This window comes from Pseudomonas sp. GOM7 (assembly GCF_026723825.1).
Taxonomy (GTDB): Bacteria; Pseudomonadota; Gammaproteobacteria; order Pseudomonadales; family Pseudomonadaceae; genus Aquipseudomonas.
The window spans coordinates 1,382,612-1,408,100 of record NZ_CP113519.1; the positions used below are offsets into that span (position 1 = coordinate 1,382,612).

20 protein-coding genes are annotated in these 25,489 nt (G+C 64.6%); 6 read left to right on the forward strand and 14 right to left on the reverse strand.

What is annotated here, in order from left to right:
- Positions 1-369 precede the first annotated feature (369 nt).
- Together OU800_RS06225 and OU800_RS06230 are read right to left on the reverse strand one after the other, a co-directional pair.
- A complete protein-coding gene (locus tag OU800_RS06225; RefSeq protein ID WP_268182042.1) occupies positions 370-2,715 on the reverse strand; it encodes a DUF1989 domain-containing protein in 2,346 nt (781 codons plus the stop codon).
- Between the two features lie 69 nt (positions 2,716-2,784).
- A complete protein-coding gene (locus tag OU800_RS06230; protein ID WP_268182044.1) occupies positions 2,785-4,155 on the reverse strand; it encodes an NAD(P)-binding domain-containing protein in 1,371 nt (456 codons plus the stop codon).
- 300 nt (positions 4,156-4,455) lie between these two features.
- Here OU800_RS06230 and OU800_RS06235 point away from each other — a divergent pair, with 300 nt between their 5' ends.
- Genes OU800_RS06235 through OU800_RS06245 form a run of 3 tightly spaced genes read left to right on the forward strand, consistent with a single transcriptional unit; the run spans position 4,456 to position 6,979 of the window.
- On the forward strand, positions 4,456-5,562 hold the full coding sequence (locus OU800_RS06235; RefSeq protein WP_268182046.1) for an ATP-binding protein: 1,107 nt from the start codon (positions 4,456-4,458) through the stop codon (positions 5,560-5,562).
- A complete protein-coding gene (locus OU800_RS06240; RefSeq protein WP_268182048.1) occupies positions 5,559-6,209 on the forward strand; it encodes a response regulator in 651 nt (216 codons plus the stop codon). Before OU800_RS06235 ends, OU800_RS06240 begins: the two co-directional genes overlap by 4 nt.
- On the forward strand, positions 6,206-6,979 hold the full coding sequence (locus tag OU800_RS06245) for a PAS domain-containing protein (protein WP_268182050.1): 774 nt from the start codon (positions 6,206-6,208) through the stop codon (positions 6,977-6,979). The genes OU800_RS06240 and OU800_RS06245 overlap by 4 nt, the downstream gene beginning before the upstream one ends.
- A 481-nt stretch (positions 6,980-7,460) precedes the next feature.
- Here OU800_RS06245 and OU800_RS06250 read toward each other — a convergent pair whose 3' ends face one another.
- Positions 7,461-8,435, reverse strand: a complete 975-nt coding sequence (locus OU800_RS06250; protein ID WP_268179870.1) for an IS110 family transposase — start codon at positions 8,433-8,435, stop codon at positions 7,461-7,463.
- 754 nt (positions 8,436-9,189) lie between these two features.
- A complete protein-coding gene (locus OU800_RS06255; protein WP_268182052.1) occupies positions 9,190-10,527 on the reverse strand; it encodes an imelysin family protein in 1,338 nt (445 codons plus the stop codon).
- A 229-nt stretch (positions 10,528-10,756) separates the two neighbouring features.
- On the opposite strand from OU800_RS06255, the gene OU800_RS06260 reads away from it, so the two are divergent.
- Together OU800_RS06260 and OU800_RS06265 are read left to right on the forward strand one after the other, a co-directional pair.
- Positions 10,757-11,329 (forward strand): LemA family protein, encoded by a 573-nt coding sequence (locus OU800_RS06260; RefSeq protein ID WP_268182054.1) that lies wholly within the window; start codon positions 10,757-10,759, stop codon positions 11,327-11,329.
- 2 nt (positions 11,330-11,331) lie between these two features.
- On the forward strand, positions 11,332-12,237 hold the full coding sequence (locus OU800_RS06265) for a GIDE domain-containing protein (protein WP_268182056.1): 906 nt from the start codon (positions 11,332-11,334) through the stop codon (positions 12,235-12,237).
- A 40-nt stretch (positions 12,238-12,277) separates the two neighbouring features.
- On the opposite strand, the gene OU800_RS06270 is transcribed toward OU800_RS06265, so the two are convergent.
- From OU800_RS06270 to OU800_RS06310, 9 genes are all read right to left on the reverse strand, one after another.
- Complete coding sequence (locus tag OU800_RS06270) at positions 12,278-14,332, reverse strand: putative bifunctional diguanylate cyclase/phosphodiesterase (protein WP_268182058.1); 2,055 nt, start codon at positions 14,330-14,332, stop codon at positions 12,278-12,280.
- Positions 14,333-14,651: 319 nt separating this feature from the next.
- Complete coding sequence (locus OU800_RS06275) at positions 14,652-15,233, reverse strand: superoxide dismutase (RefSeq protein ID WP_003462535.1); 582 nt, start codon at positions 15,231-15,233, stop codon at positions 14,652-14,654.
- A 220-nt stretch (positions 15,234-15,453) separates the two neighbouring features.
- A complete protein-coding gene (locus tag OU800_RS06280) occupies positions 15,454-16,785 on the reverse strand; it encodes a DUF58 domain-containing protein (protein WP_268182060.1) in 1,332 nt (443 codons plus the stop codon).
- Positions 16,782-17,822: an AAA family ATPase gene (locus tag OU800_RS06285; protein ID WP_268182062.1), complete on the reverse strand. Its 1,041-nt coding sequence runs from the start codon at positions 17,820-17,822 to the stop codon at positions 16,782-16,784. Before OU800_RS06285 ends, OU800_RS06280 begins: the two co-directional genes overlap by 4 nt.
- Positions 17,819-19,000, reverse strand: a complete 1,182-nt coding sequence (locus OU800_RS06290; protein WP_268182064.1) for a DUF4350 domain-containing protein — start codon at positions 18,998-19,000, stop codon at positions 17,819-17,821. The genes OU800_RS06285 and OU800_RS06290 overlap by 4 nt, the downstream gene beginning before the upstream one ends.
- On the reverse strand, positions 18,997-20,562 hold the full coding sequence (locus tag OU800_RS06295) for a DUF4129 domain-containing protein (protein ID WP_268182066.1): 1,566 nt from the start codon (positions 20,560-20,562) through the stop codon (positions 18,997-18,999). Before OU800_RS06295 ends, OU800_RS06290 begins: the two co-directional genes overlap by 4 nt.
- On the reverse strand, positions 20,549-21,529 hold the full coding sequence (locus tag OU800_RS06300; RefSeq protein ID WP_268182068.1) for a stage II sporulation protein M: 981 nt from the start codon (positions 21,527-21,529) through the stop codon (positions 20,549-20,551). Before OU800_RS06300 ends, OU800_RS06295 begins: the two co-directional genes overlap by 14 nt.
- A complete protein-coding gene (locus OU800_RS06305; protein WP_268182070.1) occupies positions 21,526-22,251 on the reverse strand; it encodes an RDD family protein in 726 nt (241 codons plus the stop codon). Before OU800_RS06305 ends, OU800_RS06300 begins: the two co-directional genes overlap by 4 nt.
- Before the next feature lie 86 nt (positions 22,252-22,337).
- Positions 22,338-23,147, reverse strand: coding sequence for a hypothetical protein (locus tag OU800_RS06310; RefSeq protein WP_268182072.1), 810 nt, complete (start codon positions 23,145-23,147; stop codon positions 22,338-22,340).
- Between the two features lie 160 nt (positions 23,148-23,307).
- Between OU800_RS06310 and sbcB the strand changes: the two genes are divergently transcribed.
- Positions 23,308-24,747, forward strand: coding sequence for an exodeoxyribonuclease I (gene sbcB / locus OU800_RS06315; RefSeq protein ID WP_268182074.1), 1,440 nt, complete (start codon positions 23,308-23,310; stop codon positions 24,745-24,747).
- A 326-nt stretch (positions 24,748-25,073) separates the two neighbouring features.
- On the opposite strand, the gene mvaT is transcribed toward sbcB, so the two are convergent.
- A complete protein-coding gene (gene mvaT, locus OU800_RS06320) occupies positions 25,074-25,445 on the reverse strand; it encodes a histone-like nucleoid-structuring protein MvaT (RefSeq protein WP_268182076.1) in 372 nt (123 codons plus the stop codon).
- Positions 25,446-25,489: the final 44 nt, after the last annotated feature.

The following is a 25,489-nucleotide window of genomic DNA, read 5'->3' on the forward strand; positions in this document are numbered from 1 at the left end:
AGCGCACCCTACAGTGCGGTCGGTGCCTTCACGCGTAGGGTGCGCCGTGCGCACCGAAGGTCGTTGCAGTGAAGCGTCCATGGTGCGCGCAGCGCACCCTACAGTGCGGCCGATGCCTTCACGCGTAGGGTGCGCCGTGCGCACCGAACCTCGTTGCAGCGAAGCGTCCGTGGTGCGCGCAGCGCACCCTACAGTGCGGTCGGTGCCATCACACCGTAGGGTGCGCTGTGCGCACCGAAAGCCGTTGCAGCGAAGTGTTCATGGTGCGCGTAGCGCACCCTACAGTGCGGCCGGTGCCTTCACGCGTAGGGTGCGCCGTGCGCACCGAAGGTCGTTGCAGTGAAGCGTCCATGGTGCGCACCCAGGGCATCAGGCCCTGACCCGGCTCTTGTCCGGGTCATAGGCCACGGTGCCGGTGGCGACCGTGGCACCGATGCGCTTCTGCTGACCGTCGAGCTTGCCGACTTCCACGCGGGTGCCGGGCGTGCAGTAGTCCACCGCCAGGCGGCACAGGGCGATGTTCTTGCCCAGCACAGGGGAGCGCGTGGCGCTGGTGATCACGCCGACCTGGGCGCGGCCGACATGCACGCAGTCGCCGTGGGCGGCCGGCTCGTTGCCGTCCAGCGCCAGGCCGACCAGTTGCTGCATTGGGTGCTCCTTGCGCCGCAGCAGGGCGTCGCGACCGATGAAGTCGTCCTGCTTGCTCTTGAGCGGTACGCAGAAACCGATGCCCGCCTCGAACGGATCGGTCTGGTCGTCGAACTCGTAGCCGGCGAAGATCAGCCCGGCCTCGATGCGCAGCATGTCCAGCGCATGCAGGCCGAGCGGCGCCAGGCCCAGCGGCTCGCCCAGTTGCCAGAGGCGCTGCCAGACCTTCATCGCATCGTTCGGGTGGCACCAGATCTCATAGCCCAGTTCGCCGGTGTAGCCGGTGCGCGAGACCATCAGCGGCGCGCCGTCGTAGCCGTCCAGCCGGCCGATGAGAAAACGGAACCAGCCCAGCTCCTCCAGCCTGGGCTGAGTGCCCGGCGTCCAGATCATCTGCTTGAGCAATTCGCGCGATAGCGGGCCTTGCACGGCGATATTGTTGATCTGCTCGGAGGCGGACTTGATCCACACCTTCATGCCCAGCTTCTCGGCCTGCTGGCGTAGCCAGTCGCCGCCGAAGTCCTCGCCGCCGATCCAGCGGAAGGCGTCGGAGCCGAGGCGCAGCAGCGTGCCGTCGTCAAGCATGCCGCCGTGCTCATAGCACATGGCGCTGTACACCACCTGGCCAACCGCCAGCTTGCGCACGTCGCGGGTCAGGCAATGGTTGAGCAGGGCCTCGGCATCCGGGCCGAGCACCTCGAACTTGCGCAGGGCGGATAGGTCCATCACCGCCACCCGCTCGCGGCAGGCGTGGTATTCGGCCAGGGTGCCGTAGCCGTCGAACTGGGTGGGCGTCCACCAGCCGCGATAGTCGACGAACTGGCGGGTGAGGGCGGATGTGCCCGGGTGAAAGCCGCTTTCGCGGGTCAGCACCGGGTCGGCGTCGGGCGTCTTGCGGTTGGCCATGGCGATACTGAAGCGCTCCTTGTCGGCATACACGCGGATATGGATGTCGGTCGGCTGCCAGCCGTTGGCCGGGTCGATGTCGTCCGGGCAGGAACTGTTGGCGCACACCAGCTCACGCTGTGCGCGCAGCAGCACATAGTCGCCGGGGCGCGACCAGGGCTCATCCAGCGTAAGCTGCTGGTGCGCATCGACCCCGGTGTTGAAGAAGAAGTTGATTGCCGGCCAGCCGCGCCGCCCCTGCACGCCATGGGCGGCGAGGGCACGGCTGAGGTTGTCGCTGCAGTTGGCGTGGCCGAAATAGCCCTGCGCCTCGTAGTAGCGCGCCGTGCAGGCCAGGGCGAAGGTGTCGTGGCGGCCCACCGTGTCGCGTACCACCTCCAACATCGGTTGCAGGTCGCGATCATAGAAGCGGCTGAACAGGCCCGGGCCGGGGTAGGCGTTGCCATTCAGGGTACGGGTGACGGTGGGGTCGAGGTCGATCTCGCGGCCGGCATCGAGGCCGCGCCGGTCGAAGGCGACGAAGTCCGAGCACTGCCGGCCGGCGACGTCGATCACCTGGATGTACTGGCCGGCCGCGACCACATAGTCGCGTGCCGTGCCGGGGGCGATGGTGAACTCGTCGAGCACTTCGCCGAGGGGCGCTGGCAGGGTGGGGATCAGCAGGCTCGACGGGTTGGCGCGCTGAATGATCAGGCGCAGCTCGCTGGCGCGCTGCTGGCTGTCCACCGCTGTCTGTCCGCCTGGGGCGGCAACGACCACCAGCAAGGCTGCGTCAGCGGTGAGGCTGCGAGTGAAACCGGCGGGTGTACCCGCCTGCCAGAGGCGCGCGGCCATGGGCAGGTGGCGGCAGTCGATGTGGCGTTTGAGCAGACCACTGGCGACCTGTTGTGATTCGCGGCTGCCATCGCTGAGCAGGCGCGCGATGAAATCGGCGCTGGGGCTGCTTGGCAGGCCGAGGGCAGCGAGCGCCTCGCGACCCGTTTCGTCGAAGGCCAGTAGCTCGGCCAACTGGTCGCCCTCCAGATCGATCACCTCGAGGTGGTCACCCGGCTCCAGGGCGATCACCGTCAGGCCGCCAGGGGCGACGCGGTGGCGCTCCAGGCCGGGGGCACGGGCGAACAGAGCCGGCTCGTATGGCCGGGAAATCACGGGCATCTGCATGCAAGGCACCTGGGTTCTTATGGATGGCTGCCGGTGCGCACGGCGCACCCTACGGGGCGTGCGCGGCGCTCAGCCCACGGCCTTGATGGCTGTCTGCGGCGAGTCGGCCAGGTAGGCTTCGAGGGAATCATCCAGCGCCTCCAGCCAGGGGGTGTGATGGGGCGTGGCCAGGGTGCCGGTCATCAGCGAGCGGTGGCACTTGTTGCGGTAGCCCATGATGTCCTCGTACTTGTCGTGCTTCCAGTCGAGGAAGGTGCGGTTCACCGCGGCGATGTCGAAGCTGGGGTAGTCGGTGGCGTCGATCAGGGTCTGGATGTACTTGCCCTGGAACTCGAACATTTCCTGGGCGTTCTTCAGGGTCAGTTCCTCTTCGCGCCAGGCCTGGTCTTCGGCGTGCATGGCGGCGTGGTCGGGCAGGGCGATGCGCCCGAGGATCACGTCGCGGGCGTACCAGGCCTGGGCGTCGAACATGTTGAAGCTGTACCACTGATCCTGCATACCGAGGTAGATCAGCTTGGGGTTGTCCTCCCAGAACACGCCCTTGTACAGATTCAGCGGCCACAGGCGGTTGTCGGTCTTCAGGCGCAGGTTCTCGGCCAGGAAGGGGAAGTGGTGCTTGTAGCCGGTACACAGGACGATGGCATCGACGTGCTTGCTGGTGCCGTCGGCAAAGAACGCAGTGCTGCCTTTGACGTGGCTCAGCAGCGGTTTTTCCTCCCAGTTTTCCGGCCACTTGTAGCCCATCGGCGCGCTGCGGTAGCAACTGGTGATCGAGCGGGCGCCGTACTTGTAGCACTGCGAGCCGATGTCCTCGGCCGAGTAGCTGGAACCGACGATGAGCACATCCTTGCCCTTGAATTCCAGCGCATCGCGAAAATCATGGGCATGCAGTACGCGCCCGGCGAAGCTCTCGAAACCCTCGAAGTAAGGCACATTGGGGGTGGAGAAGTGGCCGCTGGCGACCACCACGTAGTCGAAGCGCTCGGTACGGGTGAGGTCGTGGTCGTAGCTGTGCACGGTGACCTCGAACTGGCCGCTGGCTTCGTCGAAGACCACCCCGCGCACGGTGCTGTTGAACTGGATGTACTTGCGCACGCCGGCCTTTTCGACGCGGCCCTTGATGTAGTCCCACAGCACTTCGCGCGGCGGGTAGGAGCCCATCGGGCGACCGAAGTGCTCGTCGAAGGTGTAGTCGGCGAACTCCAGGCATTCCTTCGGCCCGTTCGACCACAGGTAGCGGTACATGCTGCCGTGTACCGGCTCGCCGTGTTCGTCGAGACCGGTGCGCCAGGTGTAGTTCCACATGCCACCCCAGTCGCTCTGCTTTTCGAAGCAGACCAGTTCGGGAATCTCCGCCCCCTTGGCAGCGGCGGACTGGAAGGCGCGAAGCTGGGCCAGGCCGCAGGGGCCGGCGCCGATGATGGCGATGCGAGTGGTCATGGAAGCTCTCCCGTGCGGATCGTTTTGATGATTGTCAGGAATTGAAATTTCCTCGTGAGAATTACCTTACGGGCTCAGCACCCCATCGCAATTCGCCCGTTGGGGATACCTCCTTGGGGGTAATCGAAGCAGGGGCGCTGCCCTGATCGGAGGCGCGCTGGCGTCGGATTGGTGCAGATGCAGGTAGGTGGATAAATTCCTATAGAGAATTTTTCTTTCTTTCAGTGTGATCTGTTCCGTGCGGATGGGGCATGGAACTTGCTGAAGCCTGCTGAGAATCCCCGCTCGAACGGAGGCTGGATGTTCCAGGCGTTGTTGCGTTCCCTGCTCACCGTGCACCCGGCCAGGCCGGTCGAGACGGCATTGCCTGCCTATCGCCAGGCGCTGCTGGAGCTGCCGTTGCGCGCCCTGCAGCAGGGCAGCATCGAAGCCCCCCTGCGTGCCTTGCTGCCACTGCTGGAGGACGCCCTGCAGGCCACACAGGTCAGCCTGTTGCTGCCGCAGGCGGGAGTGCTGGGTTGGCGTCTGTTGGGCGAGCCGTTGCCTTGCACCGATGGCGTTCATGACCTGGCGGGTGTGTCGCCGGGGTCGCTGCAGCTATGCGGGCGCTGTCTGGAGCAGGGACGCTTTCTCGCCCTGTGCGGTTTGCACCTGGAACAGCAGCGCGTCGCCTCGCTGCAGGTGGCATTCGCCCGGCGCCCCGATGCCCGTCAGCGCGAGTGTCTGCGCCTGATCGGCCGGCAACTGGCCGAGGTGCTGCAGGCCTTCGCCGAGGAACGCCGTTTGCGCCGCAGCGAGCTGAGTGCCGAGCGTGGCGTGCTGGCGCGCGAGCTGCACGATTCGGTGGCGCAACAGCTCGGTTACCTGCAGATTCGCAGCAGCCGCCTGCAGCAGGTGCTGGCCGATCCGCAGCAACGCGAACAGGCCGATGCCATGCTCGACGATCTGCGCGACACCCTGCGCACCCTGCAACGCCAGGTGCGCGAACTGATCAGCAGCGCGCGCCTGACCATGGATGGCCGCACCTTGCGCCAGGCCCTGGAGGCGTCTGTCGCCGAGTTCGCCCGTAGCAGCAGTTGCGTGTTCAGCCTGGACAATCGCCTCCCTGGGCACTGCCTGCCGGCCGAGAGCGAACTGCAGGTGCTGCAGATCGTCCGCGAGGCACTGGCCAACGTGGTGCGCCACTCCCATGCCCGGCAGGTATGGATTCGCCTGTGGCCGAGCGCCGACGGTGGCGCCGTCGAGGTGTGCGACGACGGTGTCGGCCTGCCGCAGCAGTTGCCGCCGACGGGGCATTTCGGCCTGCACATCATGCGTGAGCGTGCCGCCGCCATTGGCGCCGAGTTGCGCATCGAGTCGGCACCGACGGGCGGCACGCGCGTGCTGTTGCGCTGGGGGGTGGCATGAACGCGCCTTTCGACCTGCTGCTGATCGACGATCACCCCATGCTGCGCCGTGGCCTGGCCGAGCTGTTCGAGAGTAGCGGCGAGTTTCGCGTGGTTGGCAGCGTGTCCACTGGCCGCGAGGGCATCGCCCTGGCACGCGCGCTGAACCCGGCGCTGATCCTGCTCGACCTGCACATGCCGGGGCAGGGTGGCCTGGAGACCCTTGAGTGCCTCAAGCGCGACCAGCCGGAAATCAGCGTCATGGTGCTCAGCGCCTCGGCAGCGCGCGAGGATGTGCTGCCGGCATTGCGGGCAGGCGCCGACGGCTACCTGCTCAAGGACAGCGAGCCGGAAGAGCTGCTGGCGGCGGTCAGTGCCTGTGCTCATGGCCAGAGCCGGCTTGACCCGGCCCTTTCACGACTGCTCGCCAGCAGCCTCGGCGAGCGCGACGCCGCTGCCCCAGTGGCGCGTATCGAACTCACCGAGCGCGAGCGGCAGACCCTGGCGCTGATCGCCGAAGGTTTCAGCAACAAGCTGATCGGCCGCCAGCTCGGTATCAGCGATGGCACCGTGAAGGTCTACGTCAAGCACCTGCTGAGCAAGCTCAACCTGCGCTCGCGCCTGGAGCTGGCGGCCTGGGTGCATCGTCATTCGGGGGAATTTCCATGAAGGGGTTGCTGCATTGGCTGGTGGCCCGGCTACCCTGGCCGGGCGCCGACGAATTGCCCCTGGCGCTGATCCAGCTCGACGGGCAAGGGCGGCTGTGCCGGGTCAATCGTGGCTGGGAGACCTTCAGCGGCTATCGCGCTGGCGAGTGCATTGGGCGTGAGCACGAGGCCTTTCTGCATCTGGAGGATCACGTCGCCTGGCAGCTTGGCCTGCATGGCCTGACCCCGACGCAACCCCTCTGGAGCGGTTGCCTGCGCTATACCACACGGGCCGGCGAACTGCGCTGGGCCGATGTACGTGCACGGCGCTGTGCCACGGATCATCTGCTCACCTTGAGCGACGTCAGCGCGCAGATGCCGCAGCGCGAACGGTTGCTGGCGCGCCATCGCAGCCTGAGCAATCTGCTCGACGGCCTGCCGGCCATGGTCTATCGCTGCCGCAACAACCGCCACTGGAGCATGGAGTACGTCAGTGCCGGTTGCCTGGAGCTGACCGGCTACTCGGCCGAGCGGCTGATCGACAGCCAGGATCTGACCTACAACGGGCTGATCCATCCGCACGACCGCGAACAGGTCTGGCGTGGCGTGCAGGATGGCTTGCGGGCACGGCGGCCCTTCGTGCTCGAATATCGCCTGCTGTGCGCCGATGGGCGGGAGAAGTGGGTCAGTGAGCGGGGCTGTGGGGTGTATTCGGATCTGGGGGAGGTGTTGGGATTGGAGGGCGTGGTGATGGAGCGTGGGGTGGAGGTGGTGAGGCAGATGGTGGTTTAGTCTTGTTTTCGGGCATCGCCCTCTGACATACAGCAACCAAAACTCCCGTAGCTTGTTCTGAATTGCCGCGTTTTTGTTGATGTATTTGGCTTCGCCCTCCCGGGCGGGTGTTCTAACGCCGCTATGGTATGTTCAGATAGTTCGGGTTTCGCCCCCTCGGGCGACTCACTTTTCTTTGAAATCGGAATGCCGCCCAGCGCAAAGAAAAGTAAGCAAAAGAAACGCACCCCCGCCATCCGGAACTAGGCGTCCCCGTCATTCTTCGCTCGACTCCCCTCACTCCGGCACCGCTCCGGGGTCGGCGTACATGGGCCGTCCCTGGCCCATTACGCGGGGCCGCCATCGGTATCTCGCGGCATCCATGCCGCTCGCCCCCTGCGCAGTGCCTACGTTCGGCCTCCTGAAGGGGGAATTTGCGCGCCTGAACGAACCGGCATTCCACAGGCTGCTCGGTGTGTTCTAGTAGATACCGTCTTACCCGTCATCTCGCAATGGCTAGCTGCGGGTCAAAGGGTTTGCCGGATTTGAGTACGCCGTAAGCGATGCAAAGCAGCTTGCGCATGGCCGCGCAGACGATCTGTTTGCCGGCCTTGCCTCGTGCCTTTAGCCGCTTGGCCATCGCTCGGATCGCGGCGTTGTGGGTCAGGGAGACTACTGCTGGCAGGTAAAGCCCTGCACGTAACACTGAAGAGCCCATCCGCGATATGCGCACATGCCCTTTGTGCTTCCCCGAGTCCTGCAGCTTAGGGTTCAAACCTGCAAAAGCCGTAACATCGCGACTGTCACCGAAACGTTGCATGTCGCCCAGCTCTGCCAGCAGCAACGTAGCGGTTCTGTCGGCAATGCCATCGATGCTTTTAAGCAAGTCGCGCTGGCCTCGTAGGTCATCGTTGTCATCGAAGTGCTGCTTGATCGCTTTCAGCGTCTCAGCGATCTGCTGGCGAATATGCTCAAGTACCGACCGAATCGACGCAGCGACTTTGACATCGCTGGTCACGTCCAGACGGTTCTGTTCCATGCGCTCCAACTCCTGAAGATCCTTCAGACGATGATTCAGGGCTTTGAGGCGCTTGATCTCCGGTTGCTCGGGCTTCCAGGCACGCAACTTATGCTGATGCAGATGGCCATAATCGGCAATCAGCTTGGCGTCCACCTTGTCGGTCTTCACGCGCTGCAACTGGCTGCGGGCATAAAGCGCAATCTGCGTCGGATTCAATACGCAGATCTTATAGTCATGCTCGTACAACCATTCAGCCAGCGCTTCGTGATAGATGCCGGTCGCCTCCATCACGATCCAAGCCTGCGGTTCAGCATGCTTGCCCAACCATTGCAGCAGAACTTTAAAGCCCTTCGGGTCGTTGCTCAGCTTGGCCTTGGTGCGATGCTTGCCATTGGCCTGAAGGGTCGCGATGTCGAAGGTGTGCTTGGCGATGTCGATACCCACAACTGTGCTCATCTCCTCCTCCTTTGGGTAGCTGATCGTCACTGCATCCGTCCAACCTTGTTTATGCGAGCTCGAGGCTCTGGATACCGTTCGGACTTACTGGATGAGTGCGGAGGAGCGCAGCGCAATCTACGTTACAGGCTCAAGGCTTCAGGGCGTACTCGGCTTGCAACTCCTCCCCCGATGATCAGTCGGGAACCATAGCCTCACTGAAAGGCTTTGGTCGAGATACAAGGGCGTACTCGCGAAGCAGTACGCCGTTGGTGGGAGTATTAGGCGTGAGCCTTGGTGCCGAACTTGGCATGGCCCGGCGGACTGTTCGCTGGCGCTCCTGAGTCCGCCCTACGGCTGACCTGATGCTAAAGCACTCCGCGCTACTTCTGGGTTACCGCAGGTTCAGGCGCGTGCAGAGCCCGCCCAGGAGGGCGAACGGAGTCGTCGTGGAAGAGGTTGAGCGGCATGGATGCCGCGAAAGCCACGATGGGCCAGGGATGGCCCACCGTGGCGGGCCTCTGGAGCGGCGATGGAGTGAGCGAACCCTCGCGCAGCGAGGGCCGGATGACCGGGCGGAGGGTTTTGGTTACTTTTGCCCGTCAAAAGTGACTCGCCCGGGAGGGCGAAACCAAGAACATCAGCAAAAACGCGGTAATTCGGAACAGACACACAGAACAGCCAACACCGAATTGCCAGTTCGGCCCCCCCATAACCCACAAACAAAAACGGCCCGCCCCCAAGAGGGCGAGCCGTTGCGTCACGCACGGATCGATCAGAACTGGTGATCGGCGGTATCCGGGTTCAGGTCGGCGATGCCGAGCTTGGCCGAGGCCTGCTCGATGGCGCCGGTCTGCTTGACCAGCGCAGCGATGGCACCACGCACCAGGGCCTGGCCCTCGGCGTTGTCGGCGGCGATCAGTTGATCGAAATGCACGTTGTCCTTCTCGGCGCTGTCCACCAGCTTCTGCAGTTCGGCCTGGGTGGCGTCGAGGTCGGCCTTGAGGGTGGTGTCGGTCTGCGGATCGACCTTGGCCACCAGCTCCGACAGGCTCGGGCCGGTCAGGGTGCTGCCGTCGACCTTCTTGTACTCGCCCAGGTAGACGTTGCGGATGCCCAGGCCATTGTAGAAGTGCGAGTTGTGGGTGTTGTCGCTGAAGCAGTCATGCTCGTCTTCGGTGGAGTTGGCTTCCAGCGCGACTTTCATGCGCTCGCCAGCCAGCTCGCCGAGGGACAGGCTGCCCATGCCGAACAGCATCTTGCGCAGGCCATTCTCGCCGGAGTCGGCCACCAGCTCGCTGCGGTAGTTGCCTTCGACGCCGGGCTTCCACTGCTCGACCATGTCGTTGAGATCCTTGACCAGCAGGTCGGTGGCGGCCTTCAGGTAGGCACGGCGACGCTCGTTGTGGCCGCCGGTGGCGCCTTCACCCACTACATAATCGGTGTACGGACGCTCGCCAGCGCCGGGCTTGGTGCCGTTGAGATCCTGGCCCCAGAGGAGGAATTCGATGGCGTGGTAGCCGGTGGCGACGTTGGCTTCGGAGCCGCCCAGCTCGTTCAGGCTGGCCAGCAGATCGCCTGTGATGTTGCTGACGTCGATCTTGTCTTCGCCGACCTGGATCTCGGTGTTGGCGATGATGTTGGCCTGCGCGCCCGGGTTACCCAGCGCATGCTGGTAGTCGGGGGCGACGTAGTCGATCAGGCCTTCATCCAGCGGCCAGGCGTTGAGCTGGCCTTCCCAGTCGTCCACCACCGGGTTGCCGAAGCGGAACACTTCGCTCTGCATGTAGGGCACGCGCGCGGCCAGCCAGGCCTGGCGGGCAGCTTTCAGGGTTTCTTCGCTGGGGTTGGCGAGCAGGGCGTCGACGGCGCTTTGCAGCGCCTTGCCGGTGCTGGCGGCGTCGCTGAACACGGCCAGGGCCAGATCCGCGTAGTGATTCACCACGGCCTTGGCGGCGGCTTCGTCCACCTTGCTGGCGGTGGCTGCCGGAGCGGCGCTCTCGCTGGCGGCCGGAGCGGCGGCTTGGCTGGCCGGTGCTTTGTCGTCACCGCAACCGGCTAGAGAAATGGCGATGGCCAGGAGGCTGGCCGAGGCCAGGGGCATACGAATCATGGCGGAGTCCTTTGCGTGTGCGGGTTGTGATAGATGCGCGAGCGTATCTGCGAAACCCCGACATAATGCAAATGTTTCGCATTATGTGTAAAGGCCATTATGCGAAGCTGTGCGGAACCTCTCTGCTGGTGGCGCTGGGCCGACTGCCGTTTCGTTGCGGCCGTGCGCGAAACGGCAACAGACCCTAGAATGCCCGCTCCGTTGCGCAGTTCTACATGGAGATAACTGCATGAGCCTGACCGCTGTGATTCTGCTCGTCGTCGCCGTACTGCTGGGAGCCTATGCGGTTTCCCTCTACAACGGCCTGGTGCGCCTCAAGCATGGCGTGAGCAAGGCCTGGTCGAACATCGACGTGTTGCTCAAGCAGCGCCACGACGAGTTGCCCAAGTTGGTGGAAACCTGCAAGCAGTACATGCAGTACGAGGGCGCTACCCTGGAGCGGGTGATCGCCGCCCGCAGCGCCGTGGCCAGCGCCCGTGAGCAACAGGACGTGGGCGCCCTGGGCAAGGCCGAAAGCGGTCTGCGCGCCGGGCTCGGTCAGCTCTTCGCCCTGGCCGAGAACTATCCGCAGCTCAAGGCCAACGATAGCTTCCAGCATCTGCAGCAGCGCATCAGCGGTCTGGAGAATGGCATCGCCGACCGCCGCGAGCTGTACAACGAGGCGGTGAACCTCAACAACGTGCGCATCGAACAGTTCCCGGACGTGATCCTGGCGCGGATGTTCAATTTCCAGGCTGCCGAGCTGCTGGTATTCAGCGAGGCGGAGAAGGCCGACGTCGACCTCAAGTCGCTGTTCAACTGACCATGATGCAGGGTGATCCCTTGGGCTTCTTCGTCACCCTGGCTTTCACCCTCGGCACCTGTCTGAGCGGTGCCTGGTGGTGCCTGCGGCGATGGTCGCAGGCGCGCCATCTGCTGGATACCCCCACCTCGAAGATCCGTTCGGCGGCGCAGGGTTATGTCGAGTTGTATGGCGTGTTGCACGAGTTGCCTGGAGCCGAGGTGCGCGGCCCGCTGACCGGCAAACCCTGCCTGTGGTGGCGCTATCGCATCGAGGAATACCAGTCCAGCGACAACAAGAGCACCTGGCGGGTGGTCGAGCGCGGTAGCAGCGAGGCCTGGTTGCGTCTGGATGACGGCACCGGCGAGTGCCTGATCGACCCGCGCGGCGCCGAGGTGCGCCCGGTGGTGCGCGATAGCTGGGAGGGCAACCTGCGCCATCCGTTGGGGCCGGTAAAGACCGGGTTCTGGCGCTTTCTGAGCAGTGGCAGGCGCTACCGCTACGTCGAGGAACGCCTGCATGCCGGCCAGCCGCTGTATGCCATCGGCGATTTTCGCACTCAGGGTGCGGCGCAGCAGGGCTTCGATCCGACGGCGGCGCAGGGCGCGGTGATACGCGAATGGAAGGGCGACTTCGCCGGCCTGCTGCGTCGCTTCGACAGCGACGGCAACGGTCAACTGGATGAGCGGGAATGGGATCGGGTGCGTCTGGCTGCGCGGCTGGAGGCCGAGGATCGCCAGCGCCTGCGCGCGCAGGAGCCGGCCCACAATCAGATGGCCAGGCCGAGGGAGGCACAGCCCTTCATTCTGGCCAACGCCGGGGAGGACGAACTGGCGCGCGGTTTCTATTGGCAGGCGGCGGCTGGTGCCGTGCTGTGTCTGGTCGGTGCACTGGCCACGGCCTGGGTGCTGGGTGTGCAGAACTGGTGAGACACCTGCCACGCCGCCGCGACTGAGTGCGGCGTGCTGGTTACAGCGTGGCGGCGGAGTTCAGGCGCTGGGATTGCTTGAGGAACAGGGTCAGCTCACGCGCCGGCAGCGGCTTGCTGTAGAGGTAGCCCTGCCCCTCATGGCAGCCCTGGGCGATGATGTAGGCCTCCTGCTCGGCGGTTTCCACGCCTTCGGCGATGACCTGCATGCCCAGGCTCTTGCCGAGCTGGATGATGGCGCGAACGATGGTGGCGTCGTCCTCGTCTTCGAGCAGATCCTGCACGAAGCTCTTGTCGATCTTGATCTTGTCCAGTGGCAGGCTCTTGAGATAGCTCAGCGAGGAATAGCCGGTTCCGAAGTCGTCGATGGCGATCATCGCCCCCGAGCGGCGCAGGCTGAGCAGGTGCTGGGCGGCGGTGCTGATGTCTTCCATCAGGCCGGTTTCGGTGACTTCCAGCTCCAGGCTCTTGGGCGGCAGGCGGTAGACCTGCATCAGGTTGTTGACCACCCGTGGCAGCTCGGAGTGGTGCAACTGCACGGTGGACAGGTTGATGGCCATGCGCAGGTCGCTGAACCCCTGGTCGTGCCATTCGCGCAGTTGCCGGCAGGTCTGGTCGAGCACCCATTCGCCGATGGGGATGATGGTGCCGTTCTGCTCGGCCAGCGGGATGAACAGATCCGGCGCGACGAAACCGTGCTGCGGATGCTGCCAGCGCAGCAGGGCCTCGACGCCGACCACGCGATGGTCACGGTAGTCCACCTGCGGCTGATAGACCAGGTGCAACTGGTTCTGCGCCAGGGCGTCGCGCAAGTCCTTTTCCAGTTCGCGACGGCGGCGCATCTCGCTGTCGACGCTGGCGATGTAGAACTGATAGCGGTTGCGCGAGCGGCTCTTGGCCAGGGTCATGGTCTGCTCGGCTTTCTGCAGCAGTTTCTCGGTGCTGTCGCCATCTTCCGGGAACAGGGTGATGCCGATGGTGGCGCGCAGGCGCACCTCCTGCTGGTCGAGCATGAAGGGCAGTTCCAGGTCGTCCAGCACGCTCTGCGCCAACTCGGCGGCTTCGTAGGGTTGTTCGATGTCGGCCTGCACCAGGGCGAACTGGTCGCCACCCAGGCGGGCCAGGGCGTCGAGGCGGCCACTGTGGCTGCGCAGGCGGTCGGAGAGGGCCAGGAGCAACTGGTCGCCACTCTGGTAGCTGAACTGTTCGTTGATGCCCTTGAAGTCGTCGAGGCCGACACAGAGCACGGCGACACGGCGTTGCAGACGACCGGCATCCTCGAGAATCTGGTCGAGCTGCTGTTGCAGTTGTTGGCGATTGGGCAGGCCGGTGAGGAAGTCGAACTGGGCCATGCGCAGCAGGCTGTTCTCCGCTTCACGGCGCAGTTGCGTGTTGCGCTCGATGGAGGCGAGCAACTGGTTGGCGGTGTTGATCCATAGGCCCAGCTCGTTCTTCTCGTTGCCCGGAAGCATGGGCAGCTTGTGCTCGCTGGGGCGGTCGGGGTTGATATTGGTCAGGTGCTCGATGATCTTCGCCAGCGGTTTGGTCAGCAGCCAGTGGTAGACCAGGTAGAGCACCAGGCCCATGGCCATGGCCCGCAGCACGCCGGAAATGAAGATGATCACCGAGTTGGTGACGAAGTTCTCTCCATAGGGCGCGGTGTCGAGGATGATGGTGAGATCGCCGTAGTATTCGCTGTAGGGGCCGCGACCAACCAGCTTGATTGAGAACTGCTGCTCCTGGCCGAGGATCGGATCGGTGAGCATGCGCGTGGGAATCTGCGCCAGATCCCGTGAACGCTCGGCCAGCATGGGTTCGTTGGGGTGACCGATGGACGCGTAGCGCACCGATTCGTGCTGGAACAGGCCTTCGATCACCTGCATGCCCATTTCCCGATCCAGGCTGTAAACCGCCTGGGTCGAGGGGTCGCGGAACATGCCGAGGATGCGGTGCGCGTCGTTGGCCACTGCCTGGCGCGTCTTGTAGGCGTCGAAGACGATCTGCGCACAACTCAATACGACGCCGACCACGAATGCTGAAAGCAGCACTACGCGGAGCAACTTGAGTGACAAGCTGTTCTTCAATTCCAGCTTCAACGTCAATTCCTTGTGTCAGTGCAGCAGCGTCATCGGGCAAGTATTGGCAATCTCGCCCTGGCCGTCAAAGGGCCACCATGGATGTATGCATTTTTCGTGCGTGAGTCCGCAGAGCGGGCCGCGCCGTCTCGATGAGGTTGTCGGTGAAGAAGGCTAGGACTTTAGTGCCATGTGCTGACAGAAAGTTGATACTGGATCGTCGTCGAGCCGACTGCAAGCATTTGCTCGGGGCGCTCGAAGTGTCTTTGTTTCGTGACTTTCGAGGGCTGAAAAAAGAACCCGGCTGCAGGGCCGGGTTCTTGTCTTACCTTGCCTGGGTTCAGGCCGCGTAGTTCTGGGCGACGAAGTCCCAGTTGACCAGGTTCCAGAACGCCTCGACGTACTTCGGACGCAGGTTGCGGTAGTCGATGTAGTAGGCGTGCTCCCAGACGTCGCAGGTCAGCAGCGGGGTATCGCCGGAAGTCAGCGGGCAGCCAGCGCCGATGGTGCTGGCCAGGGCCAGGGAGCCGTCAGCCTTCTTCACCAGCCAGCCCCAGCCGGAACCGAAGGTGCCGATGGAAACCTTGCTGAACTCTTCCTTGAACTTGTCGAAGGAACCGAAAGCGGCGTTGATGGCGTCAGCCAGGGCGCCGGTGGGCTGGCCACCGCCGTTGGGCGACAGGCAGTTCCAGTAGAAGGTGTGGTTCCACACCTGGGCGGCGTTGTTGAAGATGCCGCCCGAGGAGGTCTTGACGATCTCTTCCAGGCTCTTGCCTTCGAACTCGGTGCCCGGCACCAGGTTGTTCAGGTTCACCACGTAGGTGTTGTGGTGCTTGTCGTGGTGGAATTCCAGGGTCTCGGCGGAAATGTGCGGCTCGAGGGCATTCTTTTCGTAAGGCAGCGGCGGCAATTCAAAAGCCATGGTCTATCTCCTACTCAGGTCGTGTGCGGTATGCGCATGAGGCCGATCACGGGCGGCCCTGAAGGCAGGCTGATCCCAGCCTGCGAGCGGCGTGGAGTTTGTACTCCTTGCGCCACAGACTCGGAATCATAGCACCCAGCCTCGGCCATAACCACGCAACATCTGTGTGGGAAAGCCGGTGCCAGGGCCTCTGCGTCGATATTTCGACCGCCTTGCGGGGTCAAAGTGCACCCGCTTTCTTCCAGGCCAGGTAGCTGCTGACCAGCTCCGGCCCCAGCTCGCCTGGGCGGGCATCGAGCACCGGCACGTCATGCGCGGCCAGGCGCTCGTGCAGCCCGGCGCGAGCGTTGAGGTAATCCAGTGTGCCGCAGTAGGCCAGGGCCTGCTCGTAGCCCGTCACGGGCTCCTGGCGGAGCTGGTCGAGCACCTCTTCGCGCAGGCTGGCGACCAGCACGCGATGCTGGCGCGACAGGCGCCTGACCGCGGCGAGCAGATCCTGGTCATCCTCGTCGCGCAGGTTGCTCACCAGCACCACCAGGGCGCGGCGGCGCTGGCGGGACAGGAGCAGGTCGGCGGCGGCGCTGAAGTCGGCCGGCTGCTGGCTGGTCTGCAGGTCGTAGACGGCGCCCAGCAGGCTGTTGAGCTGCGCCTGGCCCTTGACCGGGGCCAGGTAGCGCTGGTGATTGCCGGCGAAGGTCGCCAGGCCCACCGCGTCGCCCTGGCGCAGGGCCACGTAGCTGAGCAGCAGGCAGGCATTGAGGGCGTGATCGAAGTGCGATAGCTCGTCGTCCTGGCTGCGCATGCGCCGGCCACAGTCGAGCAGGAAGACGATCTGCTGGTCACGCTCGTCCTGGTATTCGCGGGCGATGGGCGTGCGCTTGCGCGCGGTGGCCTTCCAGTCGATCTGGCGCAGGGTGTCGCCGTCGCGAAACTCGCGTAGCTGATGGAATTCCAGACCCAGACCACGGCGCGGGCGTTGACGCACGCCAAGCTGGCTGAGCCAGTCGTCCACGGCTTTCAACTGGGCGCCGTAGAGGCGGGCGAAGTCGGGGAACACACGGCTCTCGCCAGGCATGTCGAGCAGGCGGCGGCCCTGCCACAGGCGTAACGGGCTGGGCAGCAGGAGTTCGCAGCGGGCGAAGGCGAAGTGTCCGCGTTGCTGGGGTTTGAGGCGGTAGCTCGATTGCGTCTGCTGGCCCGGATGCAGGTCGATGCGCAGTGGCATGCCCTCGAAGGCCATGCCGGCCGGGACATGGTCGAACAGTTCGAGCTGCACCGCGTTCGAGAAGTCATGATGCACCTGCAACTGCACGTCGCTCCAGCGCCCCAGTGGCAGGTTGCCCGGCAAGGTGCGCTGCACCCGTGGCGTGGGCAGGCGGCGCAGCCATAGGGCATCGCTGGCCGCGACCAGCAACAGGGCGACGAGCATGCCCCAACTCAAGGGTTGCAGGCTGGCCGGCAGCGCGATGCCGAACAGTGGCAGGGCGCCGAGCAGTACGGCGATTGCCAGCAGCGCTGCGAGCAGGGCAAGGAGCAGGCGCGAAGGCTTCATAGACGCGGTGCCGGTACCTGGTCGAGCAGTTGTTGCAGCACCTGATCCACCGACAGGCCTTCGATGTCCAGTTCGGGGGCCAGGCGTACGCGATGGCGCAGCACGGCCAGGGCGCAGCCCTTGATGTCATCGGGCAGCACGAAGTCGCCGCCACGCAGCAGGGCACGGGCGCGGGCGCCACGCACCAGGGCGATCGAGGCGCGCGGCCCGGCGCCCATGGCCAGACCCGGCCAGGCGCGGCTGGCCCGGGCCAGACGCACGGCGTAGTCGAGCACCTGGTCATCGATGGGCAGATCGCTGGCGATCTTCTGCAGGGCCAGCACGTCCTTGGCTTGCAGCAGGGTGCGTAGCGGGTTGACTTCGAGCATGTCGGCCTTGGCCGAACGGGTCACCTGACGCACCATGCTCAGCTCCTCGTCCGGCTCAGGGTAGTCCATGCGCAGCTTGAGCATGAAGCGATCGAGCTCGGCTTCCGGCAGCGGGTAGGTACCTTCCTGTTCGATGGGGTTCTGCGTGGCCAGCACCATGAACGGCAGTGGCACGGCCAGGGCGCGACCTTCCAGGGTCACCTGGCGCTCCTGCATCACTTCCAGCAGGGCAGCCTGGGTCTTGGCCGGGGCACGGTTGATCTCGTCGGCCAGCAGCAGGTTGGTGAAGATAGGCCCCTTGCGCAGCTTGAACTGCTCGCTTTGCAGGTCGTACACGGCGTGGCCGGTGATGTCGCTGGGCATCAGATCCGGGGTGAACTGGATGCGCGCGAAGTCGCCGCCGAAGCAGCGCGCCAGGGCGCGCACCAGCAGGGTCTTGCCCAGGCCGGGTACGCCTTCGACCAGCACGTGGCCACCGGCGATCAGCGCCGTGAGCACGTCGTCGATCACCGCGTTCTGGCCGATCACGGCCTTGCGCAATTCGCTGCGCAGGGCCTGGGCCAGGGCGCTGGCGCGCTGGCGCTGCTGGGCCTGTGGATTGACCGGGGCGGCAGCCGCTGCATCGGCAGCCGGCAGGTTTTCGGTATCAGGCGTCTGTTCGCTCGTCATAGGGCATTCCTGAGGGTTTGCAGGTGGGCGACCTGGCGGGTGAAGTCACTGGCCGATAGGCGCTGCTTGGGCAGCGGGCGCATGGCTTGGCTGATCGCCTTGCTGGGCAGGCGGGTCAGGCGGCCAAGTACCTGCCACTGTTCGGCGACCCCGAGTTTCTCGAAGCCGGGGTAGCGGCGCCTGGCGCGGCGTTTGATGTCCTGCTGGAGGATGTGCAGCAGGCTGTGCTGGCCGCTGCGGCGCAGCAGGAAGTCGGCGCTGGCGCGCAGGTGTTCCGCCAGTTGCCGGCGCGCGCGGCTGGCTGGCGCCAGCAGCGGGCCATGGCGCATGCCGGCGTGCCACAGGGCGGCGGCGATCAGCAGGGCCAGCACCACCAGCGCCAGTGGGAAGTGGCGCAGCAGCAAGGTGAACAGGTCATCGTGGTCGGCACGGTAGAGCAGGGTGACGACGCTGTCCTGGCTGAGGTACCAGAGCAGCCAGGCATTGTCGTATTCGCCGATGGCCTGGTTCTGCCAGATCCACGGATCGCTCATCACGGTGATCAGACCGTCGCCGTGATAGAGCTGCAGCAGGTGGGTGGCCTGGGCGCTGTTGGCCCAGGCATGGGCACGGTTCTGCGCGTCGTAGAGGTGGAAGGCGGTGTCGAAGGCGATGTAGGCCGGGGCGTCTTCGTTCTGCAGGTACAGCTTGGTCAGATCCGGGTAGGCGTCTTCGCTCTGCGCGTCGGCCGGCTCGCCTTCGGCTTCGTCGTCGTCGAGGTCGTCGCTCATGTACTGCTCGATGTCCAGCAGGTCAAGGAGCAGATCGCCGCTCTTGCCTTCGTCCGCGTCCCACAGGCGCTCGGCGATCAGCAGCAGGTGGCCGCCATTGGCCGTCCATTGCAGCACGTGCTCGGCCTGGCGTGGCGTCATGTTGCCGCGGTCGGCCAGCAGCATCAGGGTCTGCCCCTGGCTCGGCAGGGTGCTGAGGACTTCCAGATTGTCGGCACGCTGCACGGCGATGCCTTGCTGGCGCAGGAAGTGTTCGGCGGCCAGGTAAGGGTTGGCGTCCACTTCTGGGGCGGGGCCGTGTTCGAGGGTTTCCTGGTAGGGCTGCAGGCGCCCCAGCAGATAGATGGCCAGCAGCCCCAGGGCCAGCAGCACGGCCATGGCCGTGAGGAATCCGGCGCGGCGGCTCATGCGCGAACCTGCTGACCGAACAGCTCACGCCAGCTCTGGCAGAGGTGCTGGGCCTGTTCGGCTGGCGGTTGGCGATGACCGTAGGCGAGCGCCTGCCAATGGCCGGTGAGCTGTTCGCTGTAGTGCTGCAGGGCTTGCTGCTGCAGGGTGGCGACCAGGTGCAGGACTTCGCCCTCGGTGTGCGAGGCCTTCAGTGGCAGATGATGATCGTGCAGCAGGCGGCTGAGCAGCGCGCGATAGAGCAGGCTCAAGGCCGCGCGTGGATCCTGATCCCACAACCGTTGCGCTTCGCTGGCCACGTCCTCGGGCAGGCTTTGCGGGGCCACTTCCAGGCCGAACAATTGCGTGGGCGCCACCACCGTGCGGCGTTGCGGCAGGCCGACGCGCTCGCCGAAGGTCTGCAGCCAGTCGCGGTAGCGCCAGAGGATGAACGCCAGCAGAGCGAACAGGCTGCCCCAGAGCAACACCTCGAAGACCTGGGCCATGGTATCCAAGCTTTTCCAGAGCTGCCCGAGCTTTTCCAGCAGGTCAAGGAAGCCCGTGGGCTCGACTGGTTCCTCTTTCTCTTCTGCAGACTCGTCGCCCAGGCGCCAGCGCGTGACGGTTTCCCGATTCTGGAACGGCGGCTCGTCGAGCAGGCGGGTGATGCTTTCGTGCGCGGCCTGGCTGTTTAGAGATTGCTCCAGCAAGCGTGGTGCCTGCGGGCCCAGCGGGTCGTTCTGTGGCGCCGTGGCTGCCTCGTCGGCCCAGGCCGTGCTGGCCGGCTGGCCCAGCAGCAGGGCGCAGCCGAGCAACAGGGCGTAGGCCGTGCCGATCAGGCGTTGGCGCAGGCGGCGGAACACCAGCTCGATGTCCCAGGCCTCCAGTTCGGTGCGGCGGTTGAGGTAGAGCGTGAAACCACAGGCGACGTAGACCGGCTCCCAGACGATCAGCAGCAGGGCGTAGCCGAGGTTGGACAGGTGCTCGAGCCATAGCCATTGGCTGCCGTCCGCGGCGATCAGGCTCTGCCAGCTCCAGTCCAGTTCGATCTGCTGTGGCAGCATCAGGTAGAAGAGGGTGCTCAGGCCCAGCAGCAGGGCGCTTTCCAGGTGCACGCCGACCACCGTGAGCCAGGTCGCCGCGCCGCTGCCGCGCTGTGACAGTACGATCAGACGCTGGCTGCGCGCCTGTCCGGAAAGCCCTTCGAGCTGCAGCACCGGCAGGTCGAAGCTGCGCGTGAGGCTCAGTCGGCGCCAGGTCAGGCTGGCCAGCAGTTGCGGTTTCAGCAGCCTGGGCCAGGCCTTCAGTGCCTGCTTGAGCGTCGGCGTGTTGCCGAACAATGCCTGCGACAGGATGTACAGCGGCAGGCGTTCATAGGCTGGCTTCAACCACCAGAACAGCAGGATGGCTGCACCCGGATACTCCCAGAGCAGAGCGCAGAGCAGCGCGAAGATCGGCAGGGTGACCAGCGCCCAACTGGCCATCAGCAGGCCGGCGTGGCGCTGAGCCATGAGCACGCCCAGATCCAGCGCTTCCCAGGCCGTGCGTGGGCGGATGGCCAGGCTGGCTTCAGTCAGGCGCATGTTGCCTCCGCCCGGCCAGGGTCAGGTAGCTCAGCACGAGGATCCAGAGCAGGGCACCGACGGCATATTTGACCTGGGGCGTGGCCACTGTGGTGGACGACCAGAAGGCCTCGATGAAGGCGGCCAGCAGCAGGAACAGGACGACCCCGGCCACTAGCTGGATGGCCTGGCTGGCGGCCTGGCGCAGCGCTTCGCCACGGCGCAGGCGGCCGGGGGCGAGCAGCGCCCAGCCCAGCTTGAGCCCGGCGGCGCCAGCCAGAGCGATGGCGGTCAGCTCGAAGGCACCATGGCCGATGACGAAGGACCAGAAGGTTTCGCCGTAGCCGATGCGGCTCAGGTGGCCGGCCACGGCACCGATCATCAGGCCATTGAAGAGCAGGAAGAACAGGCTGCCCAGGCCCAGTAGCAGGCCGCCGGCGAAGGTCTGAAAGGCGATGCCGATGTTGTTCATGATGTAGAAGCCGAACATCATCCAGTCGTCGCCGGCATCACGCTCACCGAAGCGGCCGATGCGCCGGGCATCCGGGTCGTACATGCGCTCCATCTCGCTGACCTGATCCGGCGCCACCAGGCTGTAGATCAGCTCGGGAAACAGGTAGGTGAGCACCCCCATCAACGCCAGGGTGCCGAAGAACAATAGGCTGGCTGAGCACACCAGGCGCCATTCGCGACGCACCAGGCGCGGAAAACCGCCGAGCAAAAAGCGAATCGACTGCGCGCCGAGGGTACTGCGGTGACGGTAGAACTGCTGGTGGCCGCGCATGGCCAGTTGCTGCAACTGGTCGATCAGGTGGCTGCTGTAACCGCGCGCCTGGGCCAGGGCCAGGTGCTGGCAGAGCTGCCGGTAATCGGCGGCGAAGCGCGTGCAGGCTTCGCCCTGGGCCTTGCCCTGTTCGAGCGCGGCGAGTTGCTGGGCGAAGCTGTCCCACTCGCGTTGGTGACGCGTCTCGAACAGGCTCTGTTTCATGGCGCAGCTCCCAGCAGCCCACGGGCGATGCCATTGAGCCGCGCTTCGGCCTGTTCGGCTGGAACCTGCAGCGGCTCGGCCAACAGGGCGGCCAGTTCGGCGCGCCGCGCACTGGAGAGCTGCCCGCCGCGCTCGGCGAAACCGAGCAAGGCACGCTGCTCGCTCAGCGTCAGCGGGAAGGGGGCTGGCAGCGGCTCGGCATCCGGCAGCTCGGGGCGGCTCGGGGCGACCTCGCGATAGACCACCAGGGTGCCGGCGGCGATATCGCCGAGGCGCTTGAAAGCCGGATGATTGAGGCAACTGAGGATGCCGAAGGTGTAACCGAATGGCAGCAGATCGACGAAGCGCAGCAGGTTGCGCGTCAGCGACGCAGCCCAGCCGATGGGCGTGCCGTCGTCATGCACCACACGCAGGCCGAGCAACTGCTTGCCGGGGGAGCGGCCCTGGTTGAGCACCTCGAACAGCACCATGTACCACCAGGTCACGAGAAACAGCAGGATGGTGGCCAGGCCCAAGCCGAACTGCCCGAGCAGGCCCAGCACCACGTAGGCCACGCCGAGAATCAGGCCACGTATGGCCAGATCGATGGCGAATGCCAGGGCACGTGGCACCAGACTGGCGGGGCGCAGATGCAGGTCGATGCCTTCCGGGGTTTCCACTTGATAGTGGGTATCCAGGGCCGGGGTATCGGCAGTGGCGCGTGTGCTTGTGGTCAGGGGCATCGGCGGTCTGTCTGGGCGAAAGCCCGATGCTAGCGAGCAGCGGGACACGAACGCAACCGGGCCGAAGGATGGGCCCGGCATGGGACTCAGGCAGCAGGCGCCGGCAGAACACCGAAGATGCGGTTGTACAGCTCACCTATCATCACGATGAACATCGGCATGGTCCAGATCAGGCCGATACCGAATGGCAGCGCGCTGATCAAGAGCAAGATGCCCATGCTCAGCATCAGGAAGAACACCTTGAACCAGTGACGATTTATGGCTTTGCAGGACACCACGATCGCTTGCCAGGCCGAGAGCTTGCGCTCGACCACCAGTGGGATGGTGAGCAGCAGTGCGACTTGCAGATAGATGCCGGGAAGAATCAGCAGCATGTAGCCGATGTTGGTTGCAATCACGATCAGTAGACCAGCGACGAACAGTGGCAAGGTACGCCCGAAGTGGCTGAATATTTCCGCGAAGCGCAGGGGCTGGCCTGCTGCCTGACGAATGCCGATCATGTTGAGACCGGCCAGGAAGGGGTACATCAATGCCACGACCGCGACCGAGCTGATCAGGATGAAGCCGAACAGACCGAAGGCTCCGGCTACGGCCATTCCGCCTTCAGAGCCGCTCAGGGCGCCGAGGCCGATAAAGCCGATGCCGAAGATCATGGCGACGATGTACAGGACGATCTGCGCCATGAACAGCGCACCCATCATGACCAGAAAACCGCCCCAGATCAGGCCCTTGGTGCCACTGGTCTTGCGCCAGGCGGTGGCGAGCAGCTCGCCGATGGAGAAGTCGTAACCACGCGCCAGTGCCAGGTGCGGATCGGCGCTGACCTGGTCGCTGCTGATGGGGTTGAGATCGCTGCTGGGGGCAGAGTACGGATTGAGTACGCTGGTTTCACTCACGGTTGCGTCCTTGTAGGGAGTGGCGGGAAACGGCATCGTAGTGGCTTGCGCCGCGTCACTCAATGGCAGTCTGCAAGCATTGGCTGCAATGAGTGCTCGTTCACGTTTCTCGACGGCAACGGCAGAGCCCGCTGTCGTCATCGCTTGGAAGGAATAGGTTTTGAGCCGCAGCATCTTCTGGTACGACTACGAGACCACCGGCATCAACCCACGCTGTGACCGACCGATTCAGGTGGCCGGTATCCGCACTGACGAGGCGCTCAACGAGATCGACGAGCCGCTGAATCTCTATTGCCGTCTGAGTGACGACATCCTGCCGCACCCGGCTGCCTGCCTGGTCACCGGCATCGACCCACAGCGCCTGGCGCAGCAGGGGCTCGACGAAGGTGAGTTCATCACCCGCGTGCATGCGCAGTTGGCGCAGCCTGGCACCTGCAGCGCCGGTTACAACACCCTGCGTTTCGATGACGAGGTCACGCGCTACAGCCTGTACCGCAATTTCTTCGACCCCTATGCCCGTGAATGGCAGGGTGGTAACAGCCGTTGGGATCTGATCGATCTGGTACGCACCGCCTATGCGCTGCGCCCCGAAGGCATCGAATGGCCGCAGGAGGACGGGCGCGTCAGTCTCAAGCTGGAGCGTCTGACCCAGGCCAACGGCATCGACCACGGGCAGGCGCACGATGCGCTGTCCGACGTGCGCGCCACCATCGGCCTGGCGCGCCTGCTGCGTGAGCGCCAGCCACGGCTGTACGACTTCATCTACCAGTTGCGCAGCAAGCAGCGCGTGCTCGACCAGATTCGCCTGTTGCAACCGCTGCTGCACATTTCCGGCCGTTTTTCGGCGGCGCGCCATTATCTGGCGCCGGTGCTGCCGCTGGCCTGGCATCCGCGCAACCGCAACGCGCTGATCGTGGTCGACCTGCAGGCCGACCCGGCGCCGCTGCTGGAGCTGGACGCCGAAACCCTGCGCAGTCGCCTGTACACCCGCCACGATGAGCTGGGTGAGGGGCAGGCGCCGGTACCCTTGAAGCTGTTGCACATCAATCGTTGCCCGGTGGTGGCGCCGCTTTCGGTGCTGCGCGAGGAGGATCGCCAGCGTCTGGCCCTGGACTGGTCGCAATGCGAGCGGCATGCCGCGCTGCTGCGCGACAACCTCGCGGCCTGGCAGGACAAGCTGGCTTCGATCTATCGCGAGGAAGCCTTCGCCGCCAGTCTCGATCCTGAACAGCAGCTATACGATGGTTTCATCGGTGACCGTGACCGCCGGCTGTGCGAGCAGGTACGGCGGGCGCAACCTGAAGAGCTGACCAATCAGTCACTTTCTTTCGACGATATTCGTTTACCGGAATTGCTCTTTCGTTATCGCGCGCGCAACTTCGCGCAGACACTTTCGGCGGATGAGCAACAGCGCTGGTTCGATTTCTGCCGACAACGCCTGAGCCAGCCTGAATTCGGTGCTCCCAATACCCTTGAGCAATTCAAGCTAGCGCTGGAGAAGTTACGCGGTGAATGTTCCGCCGAGCAGGGGCAACTTCTTGCGCAATGGCTCAGCTATGCCCAGGCACTGGAAAGCCGCTATGGGCTCGGCAATTCCTGAGTTGGGGGCCGCGCCCAATAGTGGTGCGGTCGCTAGCGTGAACATGAGAGCGTTCAGCCATCGCCCGTAGGGCACCTCTGAAGACGTGGGCAGTCAGCGCAATAGCGATGGCGACCCGACAAAGACAGGTGAAAAAGCACTGGGCTCATCGTTGTAAATGAGCATGTTGAGCCGCAACGCAGGTAGTTCTTAGAGGGGGCTCCAGGCAAGACGCTGACGCCAGATTCATGACACACGGCTACAGCAGGATTGCGGCATGGTTGGAGCCATTTAGCTCGCATAAAAAACGCCAGCAAGGCTGGCGTTTTGTCTGCGCTGTGCTTGGATCAGCCCAGCAGAGTGGCCCAACTTTCTACGGTGTCGGCGCCCCACTTGGCTTTCCACTCTTTCAGCGTCTTGTGGTTGCCGCCTTTGGTTTCGATGACTTCACCCGTGTTCGGGTTCTTGTACTGCTTGACCTTGCGCGCACGCTTGGTAGCAGGCTTGGCGCTGCGCGGAGCCTTGACCGACTTGGCCTCCGGGTCGAGCAGGGCGATGATGTCGCGCAGCGACTTCTGATACTCACCCATCAGGCTGCGCAGCTTGCCCTCGAACTCGAGTTCTTTTTTCAGTTTGTCGTCTTGCGACAGATTCTTCAGGCGCTCTTGCAGTTCCTTGATGTTCTCTTCGAGCGAGCGGTATTCGGTGATCAGCGACATGGAATTTACCTTATGATTTGGATTTACGGCGACCAGTGGGCCAA